The 18,333-nt window shown below is 59.3% G+C and carries 18 protein-coding genes; 16 read left to right on the plus strand and 2 right to left on the minus strand.

Translation table 11 applies throughout. From position 1 onward, the window contains the following. Positions 1-223 precede the first annotated feature (223 nt). From ACM6IQ_RS18655 to ACM6IQ_RS18685, 7 genes are all read left to right on the plus strand, one after another. Positions 224-1,237, plus strand: a complete 1,014-nt coding sequence (locus tag ACM6IQ_RS18655; RefSeq protein WP_414879508.1) for a LacI family DNA-binding transcriptional regulator — start codon at positions 224-226, stop codon at positions 1,235-1,237. Continuing rightward, on the plus strand, positions 1,237-2,241 hold the full coding sequence (locus ACM6IQ_RS18660) for an ABC transporter substrate-binding protein (protein ID WP_017336728.1): 1,005 nt from the start codon (positions 1,237-1,239) through the stop codon (positions 2,239-2,241). The genes ACM6IQ_RS18655 and ACM6IQ_RS18660 overlap by 1 nt, the downstream gene beginning before the upstream one ends. After that, on the plus strand, positions 2,242-3,111 hold the full coding sequence (locus ACM6IQ_RS18665) for an ABC transporter permease (RefSeq protein ID WP_414879509.1): 870 nt from the start codon (positions 2,242-2,244) through the stop codon (positions 3,109-3,111). Then, positions 3,108-3,902: an ABC transporter permease gene (locus ACM6IQ_RS18670; protein WP_414879510.1), complete on the plus strand. Its 795-nt coding sequence runs from the start codon at positions 3,108-3,110 to the stop codon at positions 3,900-3,902. The genes ACM6IQ_RS18665 and ACM6IQ_RS18670 overlap by 4 nt, the downstream gene beginning before the upstream one ends. Continuing rightward, complete coding sequence (locus ACM6IQ_RS18675) at positions 3,899-4,930, plus strand: ABC transporter ATP-binding protein (RefSeq protein ID WP_017336731.1); 1,032 nt, start codon at positions 3,899-3,901, stop codon at positions 4,928-4,930. Before ACM6IQ_RS18670 ends, ACM6IQ_RS18675 begins: the two co-directional genes overlap by 4 nt. Positions 4,931-4,955: 25 nt before the next feature. Beyond that, positions 4,956-5,786 (plus strand): phosphodiesterase, encoded by an 831-nt coding sequence (locus tag ACM6IQ_RS18680; protein ID WP_017336732.1) that lies wholly within the window; start codon positions 4,956-4,958, stop codon positions 5,784-5,786. A 187-nt stretch (positions 5,787-5,973) separates the two neighbouring features. After that, entirely contained in the window at positions 5,974-7,293 is a 1,320-nt protein-coding gene (locus ACM6IQ_RS18685; RefSeq protein WP_414879640.1) for an OprD family porin, read from the plus strand. A 431-nt stretch (positions 7,294-7,724) separates the two neighbouring features. On the opposite strand, the gene fdxA is transcribed toward ACM6IQ_RS18685, so the two are convergent. Together fdxA and mutS are read right to left on the minus strand one after the other, a co-directional pair. Then, positions 7,725-8,048, minus strand: coding sequence for a ferredoxin FdxA (fdxA, locus tag ACM6IQ_RS18690; protein WP_007908827.1), 324 nt, complete (start codon positions 8,046-8,048; stop codon positions 7,725-7,727). A 142-nt stretch (positions 8,049-8,190) separates the two neighbouring features. After that, positions 8,191-10,770, minus strand: coding sequence for a DNA mismatch repair protein MutS (gene mutS, locus ACM6IQ_RS18695; protein ID WP_414879511.1), 2,580 nt, complete (start codon positions 10,768-10,770; stop codon positions 8,191-8,193). A 210-nt stretch (positions 10,771-10,980) separates the two neighbouring features. Between mutS and ACM6IQ_RS18700 the strand changes: the two genes are divergently transcribed. The 9 genes from ACM6IQ_RS18700 to ACM6IQ_RS18740 all read left to right on the plus strand — a co-directional run bounded on the left by ACM6IQ_RS18700 (position 10,981) and on the right by ACM6IQ_RS18740 (position 18,324). Continuing rightward, entirely contained in the window at positions 10,981-11,715 is a 735-nt protein-coding gene (locus ACM6IQ_RS18700) for a helix-turn-helix transcriptional regulator (protein ID WP_031318438.1), read from the plus strand. Positions 11,716-12,233: 518 nt separating this feature from the next. Beyond that, entirely contained in the window at positions 12,234-12,809 is a 576-nt protein-coding gene (locus ACM6IQ_RS18705; protein WP_414879512.1) for a DUF642 domain-containing protein, read from the plus strand. A 70-nt stretch (positions 12,810-12,879) separates the two neighbouring features. Beyond that, positions 12,880-13,227: a phage holin family protein gene (locus tag ACM6IQ_RS18710; protein ID WP_017336738.1), complete on the plus strand. Its 348-nt coding sequence runs from the start codon at positions 12,880-12,882 to the stop codon at positions 13,225-13,227. Positions 13,228-13,315: 88 nt separating this feature from the next. Further along, on the plus strand, positions 13,316-13,840 hold the full coding sequence (locus tag ACM6IQ_RS18715; RefSeq protein ID WP_017336739.1) for a hypothetical protein: 525 nt from the start codon (positions 13,316-13,318) through the stop codon (positions 13,838-13,840). A gap of 3 nt (positions 13,841-13,843) precedes the next feature. Then, the gene (locus ACM6IQ_RS18720) at positions 13,844-14,455 is read left to right on the plus strand and encodes a phage baseplate assembly protein V (protein ID WP_414879513.1); all 612 of its coding nucleotides are present in this window, start codon (positions 13,844-13,846) and stop codon (positions 14,453-14,455) included. 10 nt (positions 14,456-14,465) lie between these two features. Then, entirely contained in the window at positions 14,466-14,798 is a 333-nt protein-coding gene (locus ACM6IQ_RS18725; RefSeq protein WP_017336741.1) for a phage baseplate protein, read from the plus strand. Further along, positions 14,795-15,790 carry a baseplate J/gp47 family protein gene (locus ACM6IQ_RS18730; protein WP_017336742.1) on the plus strand — a complete coding sequence of 332 codons (996 nt, stop codon included), beginning with the start codon at positions 14,795-14,797 and terminating at the stop codon, positions 15,788-15,790. The genes ACM6IQ_RS18725 and ACM6IQ_RS18730 overlap by 4 nt, the downstream gene beginning before the upstream one ends. Then, a complete protein-coding gene (locus ACM6IQ_RS18735) occupies positions 15,787-16,422 on the plus strand; it encodes a phage tail protein I (protein ID WP_414879514.1) in 636 nt (211 codons plus the stop codon). The genes ACM6IQ_RS18730 and ACM6IQ_RS18735 overlap by 4 nt, the downstream gene beginning before the upstream one ends. After that, entirely contained in the window at positions 16,423-18,324 is a 1,902-nt protein-coding gene (locus tag ACM6IQ_RS18740; protein ID WP_414879515.1) for a phage tail protein, read from the plus strand. The last annotated feature ends 9 nt before the right edge of the window (positions 18,325-18,333 follow it).

Genomic DNA, 18,333 nt, shown 5'->3' on the forward strand with positions numbered 1-18,333 from the left:
GCGCTTGAGCAAGTAGCAAACAACCCCGACTGGTTCGGGGTTTTTTGTGTCTGTAAATCCTGCCGGTCATTCCGCGGCTGTCTGCCTGAGCACAGTGCTGTTCAATCGCGGGTCGGCCCATCGAACGTCGCTTCTGCAATAGAAATGTCATGTTCCTTAACTGGGAACGCCATATTCGCCAAGTAATGTGCTCGTCAATGAGATCGATCTCAAGCGAGTGACAATGACTGATTTAATTGAAGTTGCACGGCTGGCAGGCGTTTCGCGGGCGACCGCGGCCCGGACCTTTTCCTCCCCGGAAGTGGTGCGTCCGGCGACCCGAGAGCAAGTCATGGCGGCGGCGCGTCAACTGGGTTTTCGGCCCAATCGGCTTGGCCGGCAGTTGCGCCTGCAAACCACCAACCTGATCGGGGTCGTGGTGCCCAATCTGCTCAATCCGGTATTCGCTGAGCAAATCCAGGCGATGGAGCGTGCCGCACGTTCACGAGGTTACAACCTGTTGCTGGCGACTACCGACTACAGCAGTGAGCGCGAAAGCTCGGTGGTCGAGGAGTTGTTGCGACAGCGGGTCGACGGTCTTGTTCTCACGGTGACGGACGCCGAGAGCAACCGCGTGTTGCAGAGCCTTGCCAGCGAAGACACCCCGTTTGTGTTGGCCTATCACCAGCCGGGTCATCCGGATTACAGCACCGTGTCGGTCGATAACCGCGCCGGCATGGCGATGGCCACCCGGTATCTGCTCGACGCCGGGCACTCCCGGATCGGCATGGTCGCGGGCCCCGCGTTGCAGTCCGACCGTGCTCGTCTGCGGTATGCCGGGTATTGCGACGCGATGCGCGAGGCTGGCCTCGACAGTTTACCCGTGATTGAAATGCCTGCTCACACCGAGGCGGAATTCGCCGCCATCGAGCCTCTGCTGCGAGGCCCCCAGGCGATCAGCGCGGTGGTCTGCTCCAACGATTTGCTCGCCATCAGTCTGATCGCGCAATTACGGCGCAACGGTTGGAGCGTTCCCGGGCAACTTTCAATCATTGGTTTCGACGGCATCGCCCTTGGCGCTCAGATGCATCCGACGCTATGCAGCGTTGTTCAACCTATTTCGGAACTGGCCTGCACGGTGGTCGAGCAACTGTTGGCACAGATCGCCGGTGCAGCGCCGAATTCCCATTGTCTGTCTTGCCATATCAGGCCGGGCGACAGTATCCAACCCTACGAAATCATACCTGGAGATGTCTGATGTTCCCTTTGCGTAAAACACTGGCGACATTGTTGCTCTGCGGATTGGCCAACCTGAGCCAGGCCGCTGACACTGCGATTTGCTACAACTGCCCGCCGGAATGGGCGGACTGGGGCACGCAGCTCAAGGAAATTGCCAACGCGACCGGCGTGCAGGTGCCGCTGGACAACAAGAATTCAGGTCAGGCCCTGGCGCAGTTGGTCGCCGAACAAGCCGCTCCAGTGGCTGACGTGGTGTATTACGGCGTCACCTTCGGTTTGCAGGCTCAAAAAGCCGGCGTGGTCGACACGTATAAACCCAAGGGTTGGGACCAGATTCCCGCTGGCCTGAAGGACCCGGACGGTCACTGGTTCGCGATTCATTCCGGCACGTTAGGCATCATGGTCAACGTCGACGCACTGGGCGGATTGCCGGTGCCGCAAGGCTGGAACGATCTGCTCAAGCCCGAATACAAAGGCATGGTCGGCTACCTCGACCCCTCAAGCGCTTTCGTCGGTTATGTCTCTGCCGTAGCGATCAACCGGGCCATGGGCGGCAGCCTCGATAACTTCGCGCCTGCCATCGATTATTTCCAGAAGCTGGCGAAAAATACGCCGATCGTGCCCAAGCAGACGGCGTACGCCCGAGTGCTGTCAGGCGAACTGCCGATTCTGGTCGATTACGACTTCAACGCTTATCGCGCGCGCTATAAGGACAACGCCAACGTCGCCTTCGTCATTCCCAAGGAAGGTAGCATCAGCGTGCCTTACGTGATGAGCCTGGTGGGCAACGCCCCGCATCGCGACAATGCGCAGAAGGTGTTGGATTTCGTCCTGTCCGATCAAGGCCAGGCACTCTGGGCCAAGGCTTATCTGCGCCCTGTGCGCGCGATAAAAATGCCCGCCGAGGTGGCCGCGCAGTTCTTGCCGGATAGCGATTATGCCCGGGCGGGTGTGGTCGATTACCAGGAAATGGCCGCGGTCCAGGAAGCCTTTTCGGCACGCTACTTGAAAGAGGTCAAGTAAGTGACGACCTCGTTCTTGAAAGTTCGGGAGGTCCGGTCGGGGCGCGCCATTTTTCCGCGCTGGCGCCCGACCGCTGCTTGGGCGCTGGCGCCGGCCGCAGCCCTGTTGTTCGCGTTCTGGCTGCTACCGCTGGCGCACCTGATTGTTCTGGGTGGGCAGGGACGCGATGGTAGTGCAAGCGGTTACTGGCAGGTGCTGAGTAGCGCGCAATACCTGAGTAGCCTGGCACAAACCTGCCTGCTTGCGCTCGTGGTGACCCTGGCGGCGCTCGTGGTGGGCGGTATCACCGGCGTGTTCCTCGCTCGTCAGCGCTTTTTCGGACGCTCGACACTGGTGGCTTTGCTGACCTTTCCACTGGCGTTTCCTGGTGTGGTCGTCGGCTTCCTGGTGATTCTGCTGGCGGGGCGCCAGGGATTGTTCAGTGCCCTGGGCGTCACGCTGGCGGGGGAGCGCTGGGTCTTTGCCTACTCGTTGGCGGGCTTGTGTGTTGGTTACCTGTACTTCTCGATTCCGAGGGTGATCCTGACGGTGATGGCCGCTTGCGAAAGCCTGGATCGCAGCCTTGAGGAAGCCGCCCACTCGCTGGGAGCGGGTTCCTGGCGAGTGGTCGTGGACGTCATTATTCCCGGTTTGGCGCCGGCCCTGGTTTCCTGCGCGGCTATCTGCTTTGCGACCTCCATGGGCGCGTTCGGCACGGCGTTCACCCTGGGCACGCGCCTCAACGTAACCCCGGTCGCGATTTATAACGTATTTACCAACTACGCCAATTTTGCCGTGGCCGCAGCGCTGTCGGTGGTGCTTGGCGCGGTGACCTGGATCGCGCTCCTGCTGGGCCGGCGACTGGTCACTCCATCGAGGACAACCTTGTGAAGCGTTCCACACTGTTTGTCGGGCAACTGGTCTTCACCTTGCTGGTGTGCGCCTTCATGTTGGTGCCGGTATTGATGTCGCTGATGGCCGGATTGACGCGCAATTATTTTCAGGGGCTGTCCAGCGGCCTGACGTTCGATTGGCTGGTGCAGGTCTGGCTCGCTTACTCATCCACGGTCTGGTTGTCCCTGCAATTGGCGCTAGCCTGTGCGCTCTGCGTCAGTGTGCTTGGCGTGCCGGCGGCGTATGCGCTGGTGCGAATGAACAACCGCTTCAGCCGCGGGTTCGAGGAACTGATGGTGTTGCCAGTGGCGATGCCGGGACTGGCCAGTGCTTTGGCCTTGCTGCTTACCTACGGCCAGTTCGGTGGGTTTCGCAGCAGCTGGTTATTCATCCTTGTAGGTCATGTGTTGTTCACTCTGCCATTTCTGGTGCGTCCGGTCATGGCGGTGATGCAACGCCAGCATCTGCCGGTATTGGAAGAGGCTGCGGCGAGCCTTGGCGCGGGACCGTTGCGGCGACTCTTCGGCGTGGTGATACCCAACTGCCGAGCAGGGATTCTCGCCGGGGTGCTGATGGTCGTCACGTTGTCGCTGGGCGAGTTCAACCTGACCTGGATGCTGCACACGCCGATGACCAAAACGTTGCCGGTGGGCCTGGCTGACAGTTATGCCTCGGCACGACTGGAGGTCGCCAGTGCTTACACACTTCTATTTCTACTGATGATCGTGCCGCTGCTTATTGCGTTGCAGGCTATCAGTGCCCGTCTCTCCCGCGGAGAAAGTCGATGAGCGGAATCACCATTCGCCTGGAAGGGTGCCGCAAGGCATTTTCCGATGGCACCGTTGCTGTACATGATCTGAACCTGACCATTGAAGCCGGGGAAACGCTGGCGATTCTCGGCCCTTCGGGTTGCGGTAAAACCACCACCCTGCGCCTCATCGCCGGCCTGGAACGGCCGGATGTGGGCCATGTGTTTTTCGCTGACAAGGATGTCACGCGCTTACCGATCGAGCGTCGTGATGTGGGTATGGTGTTTCAAAATTATGCCTTGTTTCCGAATCTGGACGTGGCCGCCAACATTGTTTACGGCCTGAAAATTCGCGGCCTTTCACCCGCCGAGCGCAACAAGCGGTGCTCGGAGTTGCTGGAGCTGGTGGGGCTGCAAGGTCACGAAAAACGCAGTGTTCACGAATTGTCCGGGGGGCAGCGTCAGCGAGTCGCCCTGGCTCGGGCCCTGGCACCCAGACCCAAAGTGCTGCTGCTCGACGAACCTCTGGCGGCGCTGGACGCACAATTGCGTGAACGCCTGCGCAGCGAGCTGGATCAGTTGCTCCGCGGATTGGGGGTGACCTCCGTATTTGTCACCCATGATCAGGGCGAGGCGATGGCGCTGGGCGATCGCATTCTGGTCATGGAGCGCGGTCGGGTCGCGCAATTGGGCACTCCACGGGAAATCTATCGGCAGCCGGCCAACACGTTTGTCGCCAGTTTCGTCGGCAATCTCAACGCTTTTCCGGTGATCGAGCACACGCCCTCGGGCTTGAAAGTCAGCGGCGGTGAATTGCCGTGGAGGGGCGCGCATCCCCCTTCCACCGTATATTGCCGCCCTGAACACTTACGGGTGATGCCCGGCGGCGGTCATCTGTCCGGGCGCCTGGTAGGGCAATTTTTCCAGGGGGCACAAAGCCGCTTGTTGGTCGATGTCGGCGCTGCACAGCCGCTGATGGTGGACAGCGCAGACGGCGTGATCCACGACTTTGGCGCGCTGATTGCTCTGGGCATTGAGCCGCAGCAGCTGTTCACCCTGCAACCGTAATGTTCTGGTCATTAGTGAGTGAATTTTGAATCGTTCGTTTCTCATTGCGCAGCTCAGTGATCTGCACCTGAAAGCTGATCACAAGCTGACCTACGGCGTCGTTGATACCACTGGCGCGCTGCGTCGTGCGGTCGATCAATTGAATGCCAGTCATCCGCGCCCGGATATTGTGGTGATCAGCGGCGATCTGGTGGACTTCGGCCGTCCTGATGAATATGCCGTGCTGCGTTCCGAACTGGAGCGGCTGCACATGCCTTGCTACCTGGTGCCTGGCAACCACGACATTCGCGAGCATTTGCAGGCGGCCTTTACAGATCACGCCTATTTGCCGACATCGACGGGTGCTCCGCTGGACTGGGTGGTGGAGCAGCATCCGGTGCGCCTTATCGGTTTGGATACGACCATTCCCGATGCCCATGGTGGCCGTGTGCTGGACAGTCAATTGCGTTGGCTCGACGAACAATTGGCACGTCGCCCCGACGTCCCGACGCTGTTGATCCTGCATCACCCGCCGTTCATCAGCGGTATTGGCCACATGGATCGTGAACCGTTTATCAACGCCTTGGCGCTGGAGCGGGTCATTGCCCGGCACCCGCAGGTGGAGCGCTTGCTGTGCGGGCATTTACATCGATCAATGCAGCGGCGTTTCGGCGGCAGTCTGAGTTGCGTATGCCCGGGGACCTCACATCAGATCGTGCTGGATCTGCAGCCCACGGCGCCGGCGCATTTCAATCTTGAACCACCCGGTTATCTGCTGCATCGCTGGGATGCACAGGCGCTGACGACCCACAACGTCGTTGTTGGCGAGTATCCCGGCCCGTATCCGTTTTATGACGCTCATGGACTGATCGACTGAAACAAAGGGACTTTCAAGGCGCTTTCCTGACAGGGTTCTTCGGAGGTTTTTAACCACTATTACTTCTGCTGATTCGCAAGTTTTTTGAAGACTATTTAATGCATCGGCCAATCCTTTGATTGGCGGGGTGCTTCCTGCTGCCATTTTAATAGACCCGGAACAGAGTTCCGCGCTGGAGTTCGTCCTGATGAAAACCACGTTAAAAGTACTGAGTTGTTTGACCGGCGTTCTGGGTGTTGCCATGAGTCCGTTAGCGAGTGCTGAATTTATCAAAGACAGCAAAGCCAACTTGAATTTGCGTAACTTCTATTTCAACAACGATAACCGCGACGGTGCCGCCGCTCCTTCGAAGACCGAAGAGTGGGGGCAAGCCTTCATGCTCAATTATCAATCCGGATTTACCGATGGAACCGTGGGGTTCGGTCTGGACGCCATAGGCCTGCTGGGTTTGAAGCTCGACAGCGGCGCGGGGCGCCATGTCGGCGGGTCAATGTTTCCCAACGATGGCGACAAAGCGGCAGATCAATGGAGCCGTATGGGCGCGACGGCCAAGATGCGTTTCTCCAAAACCGAACTGCGCTACGGGACCTTGCAGCCCAAGTTGCCCATTCTGGTTTCCAATGACGGGCGTCTCCTGCCTCAAACTTTTGAAGGCGGACAAGTCACTAGCAATGAAATCGACAATCTGACCCTCACCGCCGGTCAACTGGAGCACGCCACCGGGCGTGCTTCCAGTGATCGCGCGGGGCTGGCCGTTGCGGGCGCCACTCAGGAAAGTAATAAATTCAGCTTTGCCGGTGGCGACTACAAACTGACCAAGGATCTGACCGCCCAGTATTACTACGCCAATCTTGAAGACTATTACAATCAGCACTTCGTCGGGTTACTGCATGTTTTGCCCCTGGACGAATACGGTTCATTGAAAACCGACTTGCGTTATTTCAAGACCACCTCCGACGGTAAAAACAGCACCGTGGCCGGTCGCGCCAGTGGCTATAAAATGGGCGGCTACAGCAAAGACCGTAGTGGTGAAATCGACAACGATACCTGGAGCGCGGCGTTCATTTATTCATTGGGCGGGCATGCGATTACCGCGGGCTATCAAAGCGTTTCCGACGACAGCAACTTTGCACAGCTGAATCAGGGTGGGCTGGTGGGCAAAGGTGAAGGCGGCGCGAGTCTTTATCTCTATACCGACCGTACCATTCAAACATTCATCCAGGCCGGTGAGCGCACCGCATTCGCACAATACGCATATGACTTTTCCGCGCTGGGCGTTCCTGGGTTGAAGGCGTCCGTGATGTACCTCAAAGGCGACAATATCAAGACTGTCAGCGGCAATGATGCCAGCGAATGGGAGCGCGATATCTCGCTGGACTATGTGATTCAGAGTGGCGCACTGAAAAATGTGGGGTTTGGCTGGCGTAACGGCATGGCCCGAAGCGATATCGCTCGCGATCAGGATCAGAATCGTCTGATCGTGAGCTATACGATTCCATTGATGTAGGTATGGAGGCGTGTAAACGATAGAGCATAACGGTTGGTGACCTTCCTAAAGCGTTGTAGGTCTTGGCTTACTCTTCCGTAAGTGTTCGTTGTGTTTACACCCGGCCAAAGTGCCCAAGGGAGTCGGGTATGAGACCTGCCTCCCCGATTTAACGGGGTGTTGGTCAACGTTAACGCTACACGGCCACGTTTTTTTCGCCGCGGGTCCCGATTGCGTTACGCCATTAACCCTCTAGTATCGGTGCTGTGTCGACGGACAGACACGCCCTTCAAGGATGAGGGGAAAGGACATTGCAGGACGCGATTCATCAGGACGATGAAAAGGAACACAGGGAATAGGGAAAAAATGTGGGCGGGTCAAACCGCCCCTTTTTTTGCCTGCAGAAAAGCAAAAAAGGCCCGCAAGGGGCCTTTTCGGGAACGCGGGGGAAATCAGCGTTCGAGATCTTTGATCTTGCCTTTGACGCCATCCCACTCTTCGGCATCGGGCAGCGATTCTTTCTTCTCGGTGATGTTGGGCCAGATTTCGGCCAGCTCAACGTTCAGCTGAATGAATTCCTGCATCTCTTCCGGGACTTCATCTTCAGAGAAGATGGCCACGGCAGGGCATTCTGGTTCGCACAGTGCGCAGTCGATGCACTCATCCGGGTGAATCACCAGGAAGTTCGGGCCTTCGTAAAAGCAGTCCACCGGACAGACTTCTACGCAGTCGGTGTACTTGCACTTGATGCAGTTGTCGGTGACGACGAAGGTCATTTCTAATTTTCTCCTCAGGCGGCGGCAGCGGAGCCCCTTCACGTTGGGGTCGCCAGGTTTGGGAGCGATAGTCTGCAGGCCAGGCTATTGGCCTGCAGCATCCCAAACCGCGCGAGATTCTAACAGCTTGCAGGCAAGTGCGTTAGATCCGTGTCTTTAGTGTATAGAGCATTTCGAGCGCGCGACGCGGCGTCAGGTCATCCAGATCCAGTTTGGCCAGTTCATCGAGCACCGGATGGGGCAGGCTGGCGAACATGTCGCTCTGTTGCGGCGCGGCCGTTTTGCCTTTGGCAGCCTTGGGCACTTCATGGGGCAGCGCGGTGGCTTCCAGGCGACCCAGGTGCTCGCGAGCGCGCACGATCACTTCGCTCGGCACGCCGGCCAGCTGCGCAACGGCCAGGCCATAGCTCTGGCTGGCAGGCCCTGGCAGCACGTGGTGCAGGAACACGATGCGCTCGTTGTGCTCGGTGGCATTGAGGTGCACGTTGGCCACCAGCGGTTGCGCTTCCGGTAGCTCCGTCAGTTCGAAGTAGTGGGTGGCGAACAGCGTGTAAGCCCGCAGGTGCGCCAGGCGTTCGGCCGCAGCCCACGCCAGGGAAAGACCGTCGAAGGTGCTGGTGCCGCGACCGACTTCGTCCATCAGCACCAGGCTGCGCTCGGTGGCATTGTGCAGAATGTTGGCGGTTTCGCTCATTTCGACCATGAAGGTCGAACGTCCACCGGCCAGGTCATCGCTGGAACCGATCCGGGTGAAGATGCGGTCCACCAGCGACAGTTCGCAACTGGCCGCCGGCACGAAACTGCCGATGTGTGCCAGCAACACGATCAGTGCGGTCTGGCGCATGTAGGTGGATTTACCGCCCATGTTCGGACCGGTGATCACCAGCATGCGGGTATTGTCGTCGAGGCTCAGGTCGTTGGCCACGAACGGCGTGGTCAGCACTTGCTCGACCACCGGGTGACGGCCCTGGCTGATGCGCATGCAGGGCTCGTCGACGAAGCGCGGGCAATTCAGATCGAGATTCAATGCGCGTTCGGCGAGGTTGCTCAGTACATCCAGTTCGGCCAATGCCGCGGCGGTGTCTTGCAGCGGTGGCAACTGGGCGATCAGGTCTTCGAGCAGCGCTTCGTAAAGCATCTTTTCGCGAGCCAGGGCGCGGCTCTTGGCCGACAGTGCCTTGTCCTCGAACGCCTTGAGTTCCGGCGTGATAAAACGCTCTGCGCCCTTCAGCGTCTGGCGACGAATGTAGTCGGCCGGCGCCGATTCGGCCTGCTTGCTCGGCAGTTCGATGAAGTAACCGTGAATGCGGTTGTAACCGACTTTCAGGTGCGACAGGCCCGTGCGGGCCTTTTCGCGTGCTTCCAGATCGATCAGGAACTGTCCGGCGTTTTCGCTCAGCGATTGCAGGTCGTCGAGCTCGCTGTCGTAACCGGTTTTCAACACGCCGCCATCGCGGATCACCGCAGGCGGGTTGTCGATGATGGCTTTTTCCAGCAGTGCCGCCAGTTCCGGGTAGGTGCTGGTGGTCTTGGCCAGTTGAATGATGTGCGGCGCTTCCAGCTCGGTCATCGCCACTTGCAACTCAGGCAGTGCTCCGAGTGCATCGCGCAGACGAGCGAGGTCGCGAGGACGGGCGTTACGCAGACCGATCCGCGCCAGAATCCGCTCGATGTCACCGATTTCCTTGAGCTGCGGTTGCAGCTTTTCGAATCGGTAGCCGTCGAGCAGGCAAGTGATCGAGGTCTGGCGTGACAGCAAAACCTTCAGGTCGCGCAACGGCCGGTTCAACCAGCGGGTCAGCAGGCGACTGCCCATCGCGGTCTGGCAGCGATCAACCACCGATTGCAGCGTATTGTCGCGACCACCGGCGAGGTTGGTATCGAGTTCCAGGTTGCGGCGGCTCGCGCCATCCAGCACCACGGTGTCGTCGAGGCGTTCATGCCGCAGGCTGCGCAAATGGGGCAGGGCGGTGCGCTGGGTTTCCTTGGCGTAGCTGAGCAGGCAACCGGCGGCGCCGATGGCCAGGGTCAGGTTCTCGCAACCGAAACCTTTCAGGTCCTGGGTCGAGAATTGCTGGCAGAGACTTTTCAGTGCTGAGTCACGCTCGAAATCCCACGGCGCACGGCGACGTACCCCACGGCGTTTTTCCGCCGGCAAATCCTTCGGCCAGTCATCCGGGATCATCAGCTCCACCGGATTGACCCGCTCCAGTTCCGCCAGCAGGTTTTCCCAGCCCTTGATCTCCAGCACGGTGAAGTTGCCGCTGGTGATGTCCAGCACCGCCAGCCCGAACAGGCGCTCGTCACCCAGCACCGCCGCGATCAGGTTATCCCGACGCTCATCCAGCAGCGCCTCATCACTGACCGTACCCGGCGTGATGATCCGCACCACCTGGCGATCCACTGGCCCCTTGCTGGTGGCCGGATCGCCGACCTGCTCACAGATCACCACCGATTCGCCAAGCTTCACCAGTTTCGCCAGGTAACCTTCCGCGGCATGGTAGGGAATCCCGCACATCGGAATCGCCTGACCGGCCGACTGCCCACGGGCGGTCAGGGTGATGTCCAGCAACTTGGCGGCCTTCTTCGCGTCTTCATAGAAGATCTCGTAGAAGTCACCCATGCGGTAGAACATAAGCTGGTCGGGGTGCTGGTTCTTCAGGCGCCAGTACTGCTGCATCATTGGCGTGTGAGAGGACAGATCGGTGAGTGCTTTATTCATCGGATATCAGGCAAATTCGTTGAAAGGTGTAGGGCAAAGGAGGGACATCGGCCCGGCTTTTCCGCGATGGGCGCAAGGTTAACATGGGCGGTCCACCCGACGCAGGCATGAAAGCGGCGGGATACCTTTCTGCCGTCCATACACAATTTATGCGCTGTTTATGCAATTCTGCATTTGCCTACGAAAAAAAGATCAAGCACTATGCGCGTTATGCAAAAACGCAATGTTTCTACCGTATTAAGAGCGCTGCTCGATCAGCACGGGATCTCCCCCACGGAGCTTCACCGTCGCACGGGCGTGCCTCAATCCACTCTCTCGCGCATCCTCAGCGGGAAGATCGTCGATCCTTCGGACAAACACATTTCGAAGATCGCCGAATACTTCGCCGTGAGCACCGACCAGTTGCGGGGCCGTGCGGATGTCGCGCCTACCGTCAATTCCAGTCGCGATGAACTGCATTCGGAACTCAAGGACATAAGCCTGTGGGATGACGATACGCCCGTCGATGACGACGAGGTGTCCGTCCCCTTTCTTCGCGAGGTTGAATTGGCTGCTGGATCAGGAAGATTCGTCATCGAAGAAAGCGAGCGCTCTAGCCTGCGCTTCGGCAAACGCAGCCTGCGCCACAACGGTGTGCAGTTCGACCAGGCCAAATGCGTGACGGTGCGTGGCAACAGTATGTTGCCGGTACTGCGCGACGGCGCCACCGTGGGGGTCAATGCCGGCAAATGCGGGATTGGCGACATCGTCGATGGCGACCTGTATGCCATCAACCATAACGGCCAGTTGCGGGTTAAACAGCTTTATCGCCTGCCGACGGGAATTCGCCTGCGCAGCTTCAATCGCGATGAGCATCCGGATGAGGACTACACCTTCCAGGAGATCCAGGAAGAACAGATTGTCATCCTCGGCCACGTCTTCTGGTGGGGCATGTACGCCCGTTAACCTCATCGCTGTCAGATAAAACCCGCCACTGCGCGGGTTTTTTTTCGCCTGCTGAAAACCGTCAACGCCTTTGTCTGTGGGGCTTTCATGCGCCAACGCATTCAAAGTGCATAAATAAATGCATTTATGCATTGACTGTATATGCATCCATGCATATTCTTTGTCTCAAGCCGCTCAACAAAGCAGCTCGAAACGAAGTTCTTTAGTTCCACCACAAAGGCAGCGATGAACCGGCCTCAACGGTTCAGAGGGTTGGCAACTGACCCGGGTGTGCAGCGTAAAGCACCAGAAGCAGTTATCCGGCGGGCAGGGACCGCGGTCGGAAAAACAATCTGAATGGACCCGTACCGCGCCAGTAGCGCCGAAAGGTCAACGCGAAGGATCGCATTACTGAAAAGCCTGGGTGACCGGGCTTTTTGGAATGCCTGCCTGAAGTCAGGCATATCAACCCCGCATTTGGGGTTTGCCTGTGCAGCAACTGCTGCGTAATCAATACATCTCACTCAATAGGTACAACCATGAACGGAATCAAAAAAATCATTGCCCCGCTGATGCTGGCTCTCGTCGGTGCTGCCGGCAGCGCTACTGCGGCGAACCTTCTGGTCAACGGCAGTTTTGAACAACCGGGTTGCAGCGACAGTTGCATTCTGGATACGACGGCGAAAGCCAACTTCATCACGGGCTGGACGACCTTTCTGTCGGGAGTCGAATACTTCAACGTGCGCGCCTCGGTCCCCGGCTCCGCCGCAGTGGAGGGCGCGGTGATTGTTGATCTGGCTAACTATGTTTATGGCAACGGCGGTGGCATTCAGCAGAATTTCGCCACCGTCGTAGGGGCCAAGTATCGATTGACCTTCAGCATGGGCAACTCGTTGTACGCCAGTCGCTCCGGTGACGGTGTAGTTCAGGTGAAAGTCGCCGGTCAGACCGCCACCTTCAATACGCCAAAGGCCAAGGGCAGTGTTGTCGAGTGGAGCACCGTGACTTATGACTTCACCGCGACTACGTCCCAGACAACGCTGGCCTTTTCCAACGAGCAGAACCCTTACGTCAACTTCGCTTTCATCGACAACGTGATCGTTGAAAAGCTGTAGTTCTTCGTCGATCAAAACCAGCCGGCTCATTTCCGAAAGGCCCATCTCATCGATCCCAAGGAGGCGTGACATGACAAACGAGCAACAAGCGTTGCTGGACATGCCGATCTGGCTGGTCATCGTGCTCGCCGTGATGGGCGGGGTGTCTGGCGAAATGTGGCGTGCCGACAAGGAGGGCGCCCGGGGCTGGTCATTGCTGCGGCGCCTGGCCTTGCGTTCCGGGGCGTGCATGATCTGCGGGGTCTCGGCCATCATGCTGCTGTACGCCGCCGGCATGTCGATCTGGGCGGCTGGCGCGTTCGGTTGCCTCACGGCAATGGCCGGCGCCGACGTCGCCATCGGCCTTTATGAGCGCTGGGCAGCCAAGCGGATCGGCGTGTGCGAAGTACCGCCGCGTGATTCCCGCCCGGATCAATAAAACCAATCCCCGTTGCCGTTCTGGCAACGCCGACACGCTGCATCCCCCGCGCAGCCGAACGCTTCAATCTTTGAACTGGAAACCCCCTATGTCCCTCGACATCGATAAGCCGTCGCGGCTGTTGTTTGCCATTGCCGAAGCGCTGCGCTCGGCTGACCCGGGTTTGAACGTCGGAGCTCGTCAGGACTTCGACGGCACGTTCGATCAGGCGTGGATCCTGATCGCCCTCGAACGCAATGCAAGCGGCGAGCGCGCCCAGGACGGACGCATCGCTCATGTCCTGACGTTCTCGCTGCAAATCGTTGTTTCCCCAACGCTGGATAACCCTGGGTTGGCCGCTTGCGATCTGGCAGCCGTCCTCAAGGGATGGGTGACGGATAACCGATGGGGGCTGCCAGGTAGCCAATGCGATTTGCCCGTGAACATCGATGCCTTGCCGTCGACGCTCATCAGCGGTTCGCAGGAGTACCTCGCCTGGACCCTTTCCTTCACCCAGACGATTTACCTCGGCGCATTACTGCTGGACGACCCGCTGGGCATCCCGAAATTCGCCAAAACCTGGGAAGTCTCGAACATCGACGACCCGGACCAATACACCGCACTCGAGGGCTGAGCCATGTTCGATGCGCTTTTACGTCAGCAGCTCGGCCCCATCATCGAGCGCCTGGCCGAGATGGAGGCTGAACTTGAAGACTTGCACCGGCGAACCGACAGCTTGTGTCGCATCGGCGTGTGCCAGGAAGTCGATGCGGCCAGTAACACGTGCCGGGTCAGTCATGGTGAGTTACTGAGCCCGGCCATCCGTTTTTTCAACCCCAGCGCCGGGGCGCAAAGCGAGTCGCGGATCCCCTCGGTCGGCGAGCAATGCCTGCTGCTGAACCATGGCGGCGGCGAGGGCGGCGCTCAATCCGTGGCGTTGTTCGGGCTCAACGGCAATCAGTTTCCACCCGCTTCGACACAGGCGTCGCTGACGCGTCGCCTCTATCTGGATGGCACTGAAAGCGGTTACGACGATGCCCGTCACGCCTTGCACTGGAAGAACGGCCCGGCGGCGTTCAGTGGCTCTCGCGAAGCGCTCGAGTTGAATCTCGGCCCGGCGAGGCTTGCGATCACGCCTGAGGCCATCGAACTGCAACTGGGCGCGGTCGGCTTGCGACTCGACGCTTCCGGTGTGCACCTGAGCGGCCCGGTGGTGGATCACCAGGGACGCGTCATCAGTACCGCATAAAGAGTTTCCCATGATCGGAATCGATAGAAACACCGGGGCGGCGGTCGACGACTGGCCGCAATTCGTGCAGCGCGCCACCCGGGCGCTGACCACGCCGTTGGGCACCCGTCAGAAGCGTCCTTTGTATGGCTCGCTGATCCCGGATCTGCTCGGCCGCAACCTTGGCGACGACCTGCTGATCCTTGCCCAGAGTCATGCGGCGCAGGCGTTTTACAACGAGCAGAACGGCATCGGTGATTTCCAGCCGCAGGTCATTGTCGCCGGCCGGCGAGGCGCCGGGCTGGTGTTGCGATTCGCCGGCATCTGGAAAAACCGCAACCAGACCTTCGAGGTGGTGACATGAGCATGTTGATCCCTGGCCAGAACCAGTTGGCCGAACCGTCGATCGTCACCGTCGACGCGTTCGAAGACCTGCTCGCCGAGTTCAAGACGTTTGTCGTCGAGTACGTCGGCGCCCGGTCTCCCGAGACGGCGGCGAAACTCAAGGCCAGTCTTGAAAACGAAAGCGAGTTACTGACCCTGGCGCTTGAGGCGTTTTGTGTGCGCCTGCAAATCCACGAACGAAAATACAACGCCCGCATCAAGCAGATGCTGGCCTGGTGGGCGACCGGCAGCAATCTGGATGCCCGCCTCGCCGACATGGGGCTTGAGCGTCAGTTGCTCGACCCGGGCGATCCGGCAGCGTACCCGCCGGTAGCGCCCGTGTATGAAAGCGACGATGACGCCCGGTTGCGTTACTACCTGGCGCCGCACGCACCGGCCGCCGGTTCGCGCATGCAGTATCGCCGCGAGGTGTTCACCCTCGGCGAGCGTCCTGCGGTGAAGGTGGAAAGCGCGGCGGCGGGCGAGGTGACGGTCACGTACACCTTCGATCCGGACGGCCATGCGGCGCAGGTCAAGGATGGCAACGGACGTCGCACGGCACCGGGCGAGGTGATGGTCACGGTGCTGGCACGGGAAGGCGATGGCACCGCGTCAGAGGAACTGCTCGAAGGTGTGCGCGAACACTTCGCCCGACCTGATGTGCGACCGGAAACGGATCGGGTCACGGTGCAGGGCGCCCACATCAAGAACTACAAAATCCGCGTCGTCGCGAGGATCAACGCCGGCCCTGATTCGGGGCTGACCAAGGTCGCCGCACAACAGCAACTGCAAGCGTATGCCCAGAGTTGTCATCGGCTGGAAGGGCGGGTCGACCCGAGCTGGATCGACTACACGCTGCACAACGCTGGCGCGGTTCAGCTCGAGATTCTCGAACCGGTCGAACCGATTGTCACGACCGCCTTCGAAGCGCCTTGGTGCACGGGGGTCGAGGTCGAGGTGCTCACGCTATGAGTGACCCAAAACCTCGTCCGAGCCTGTTGCCGTCCAACAGCTCAGCGCTGGAAAAAGCCCTGGACCTCGGTTTCGGCACGTTGCTTGATCGCATCACGCCGCCGTTTCCCGAGCTGATGAACCCGACGGTGACGCCCTTGGCGTTTCTGCCGTATCTCGCCGCCGATCGAGGTGTCAGTGAATGGAGCTCCGAGGCGGCCGAGGCGGAAAAGCGCCTGACGGTCGAACTCGCCTGGCCCACGGCGCGGCAGGCCGGGACGCGACTGGCGCTGGAAAACGCCGCGAAAGGATTGCGCTTGATGCCTGAAGTGCGGGCCTGGTACGAGCAGACGCCACCGGGCCAGCCCTACAGCTTTTCCGTCAGGGCGTTTACCGAGCAACCCTACAGCGAAGAAATCGACGCCCGTCTCGACCGACGCCTGGCGGACGCCAAAAGCGAACGCGACATCCTGTCGGTGTCCGTTGGGTTGAGCGCATTCGGCAGTCACGTCATCGGCGCGGCGACGGTGTGCGGCGAACTCACCACGGTGTATCCGATTGTCATCGAAGGGCTCGAAGCCTCGGGTCAGGCCTTTATGGCTGCTGGGCTCTACGCCGTTGAAACATCCACTATTTATCCTCAGGGGGCCTGAATGGCTGACTATTACACCCTGCTCACGAATGCAGGGATTGCCTACGAAACCGCCTGCAAGGCGGCGGGCGTGCCGATCAAGTTGTCACAGATTTCGGTCGGTGACGGCGGCGGCACGGTCTACAACCCGGCGGCGACCGCCACTGCGCTTAAACGAGAAGTGTGGCGCGGGCCACTGAATGCGCTGTTCCAGGACGAGAAGAATCCGAGCTGGTTGTTGGCCGAAGTGACCATCCCGCCAGAAGAGGGCGGTTGGTATGTGCGCGAAGCGGGGCTCTGGACTGACACCGGGATTTTGTACGCCATCGTCAAATACCCGGAGTCGTTCAAGCCGGTGCTGGCGACGTCGGGCTCGGGGAAAGAGTTCTACATTCGCTCGATTTTCGAGACCAGCAATGCGTCGAACGTCACGCTGCTGATCGACGACACCGTGGTCAAGGCGACACGGGCCTGGGTGATGGGGTATCTCGCCGATGAACTGGCGAAGCTGGATGGCAAACAGTCGGTGCGCGTGGTCTCCACCGGGAACATCGTACTAAGCGGAGCGCAGCAGATTGATGGTCTCGCGGTGGTGGCGGGTCAGCGGGTGCTGGTGGCGGCGCAAACGGCGGCGAAGGATAACGGTATTTATGTTGCCGCCAATGGTGACTGGCTGCGTTCGGTTGACTCGAACACCAGCGCCAAGGTGACGCCGGGTCTGAGCGTGATGGTTGAAGAGGGCACGGCGAACGGCGATTCGCTTTGGCACTTGGTCACGAATGGTCCGATCACGCTGGGGACTACTGCGCTGAGCTTTGAAATGCTGGCGGGTAGGACGGGGATTCAGGCGGGGACTTACAAGAGTTTGACGGTTGATAAATACGGTCGCGCCACTGCGGGCACGAATCCGGAAACGTTGGCTGGTTTTGGGATCAAGGACACTTATACGAAGCCTGAAATCGAGGCGCTGATTGCGCAGGCTTCGGCGTTGCCGGTTGGTGCCATGGTGACCTTTCCTGCGGAAAGCGTTCCACCAGGTTTTCTTGAGGTGGACAACAGCCTGTTTAAAGACACGCTTTATCCAGATCTGGCGAACTATCTGAATCGTAAGTACAACTTGCCGGGCGATGGGGCGGGCTACACCCGATTACCTGAGTCCCGTGGCGAGTTCGTGCGCGGTTGGGATCATGGTCGCGGCGTAGATCCGGGCCGCGTAATTGGCAGTTGGCAGAAAGGTAGTATTTCGGCGATTGATACCAATCTTCCGGCCACCCAATCCATAGCTTCCAATATCAATGATCATGCTGCATCAAGGATCAAAACGGGGTACGACAGTGGCGATACGGGGCTTTATTCGGGTGTAACGCTTATGGGGGTGAACCCGGCATCGAACTTTGCGCTGCCCGGCGGTCCCGAGGTTACGTATGGCATTACCCGACCTAACAACGTGGCGTTCATGTTGTGCATCAAAGCATGGAACGCCCCGATCAATCAGGGGACCATCGACATTGCAACGCTGGTAATACTTGCGTCTCAGGCTACTGAGGTCAATCAAGGAACGGCAAGGGTCGCGACTCAGGCTCAGATGAATGCTGGTGCGGACGACGCGACTATCGTCACGCCGAAGAAATTGCGGTTTGGGTTTTCGATCAGCTTGGCACTCAACGGCTACATCATTTTCCCGACGTGGCTAGGTGGGCTTGTATTTCAATGGGGGCGGGTTGCTCAAGCGTTGGGCTCCATCAGCACCGTATCTTTCCCGGTTGCCTTCCCGAATTCCTGCATGTTCCTCATTGGCGGAGCCTACGGAAACCTGGCGCCAGCAGTTGGCGAGTTTGTTGAGGTACTTGGTGAGACGAAGGAAACCTTCAAAGTCGCAAACAGTGCAAACGGCAGCGCATCGTTTTTCGCTATCGGAAATTAGGGAGGGTAG

The organism is Pseudomonas sp. IT-P100, assembly GCF_949767185.1.
GTDB lineage: Bacteria > Pseudomonadota > Gammaproteobacteria > Pseudomonadales > Pseudomonadaceae > Aquipseudomonas > Aquipseudomonas fluorescens_B.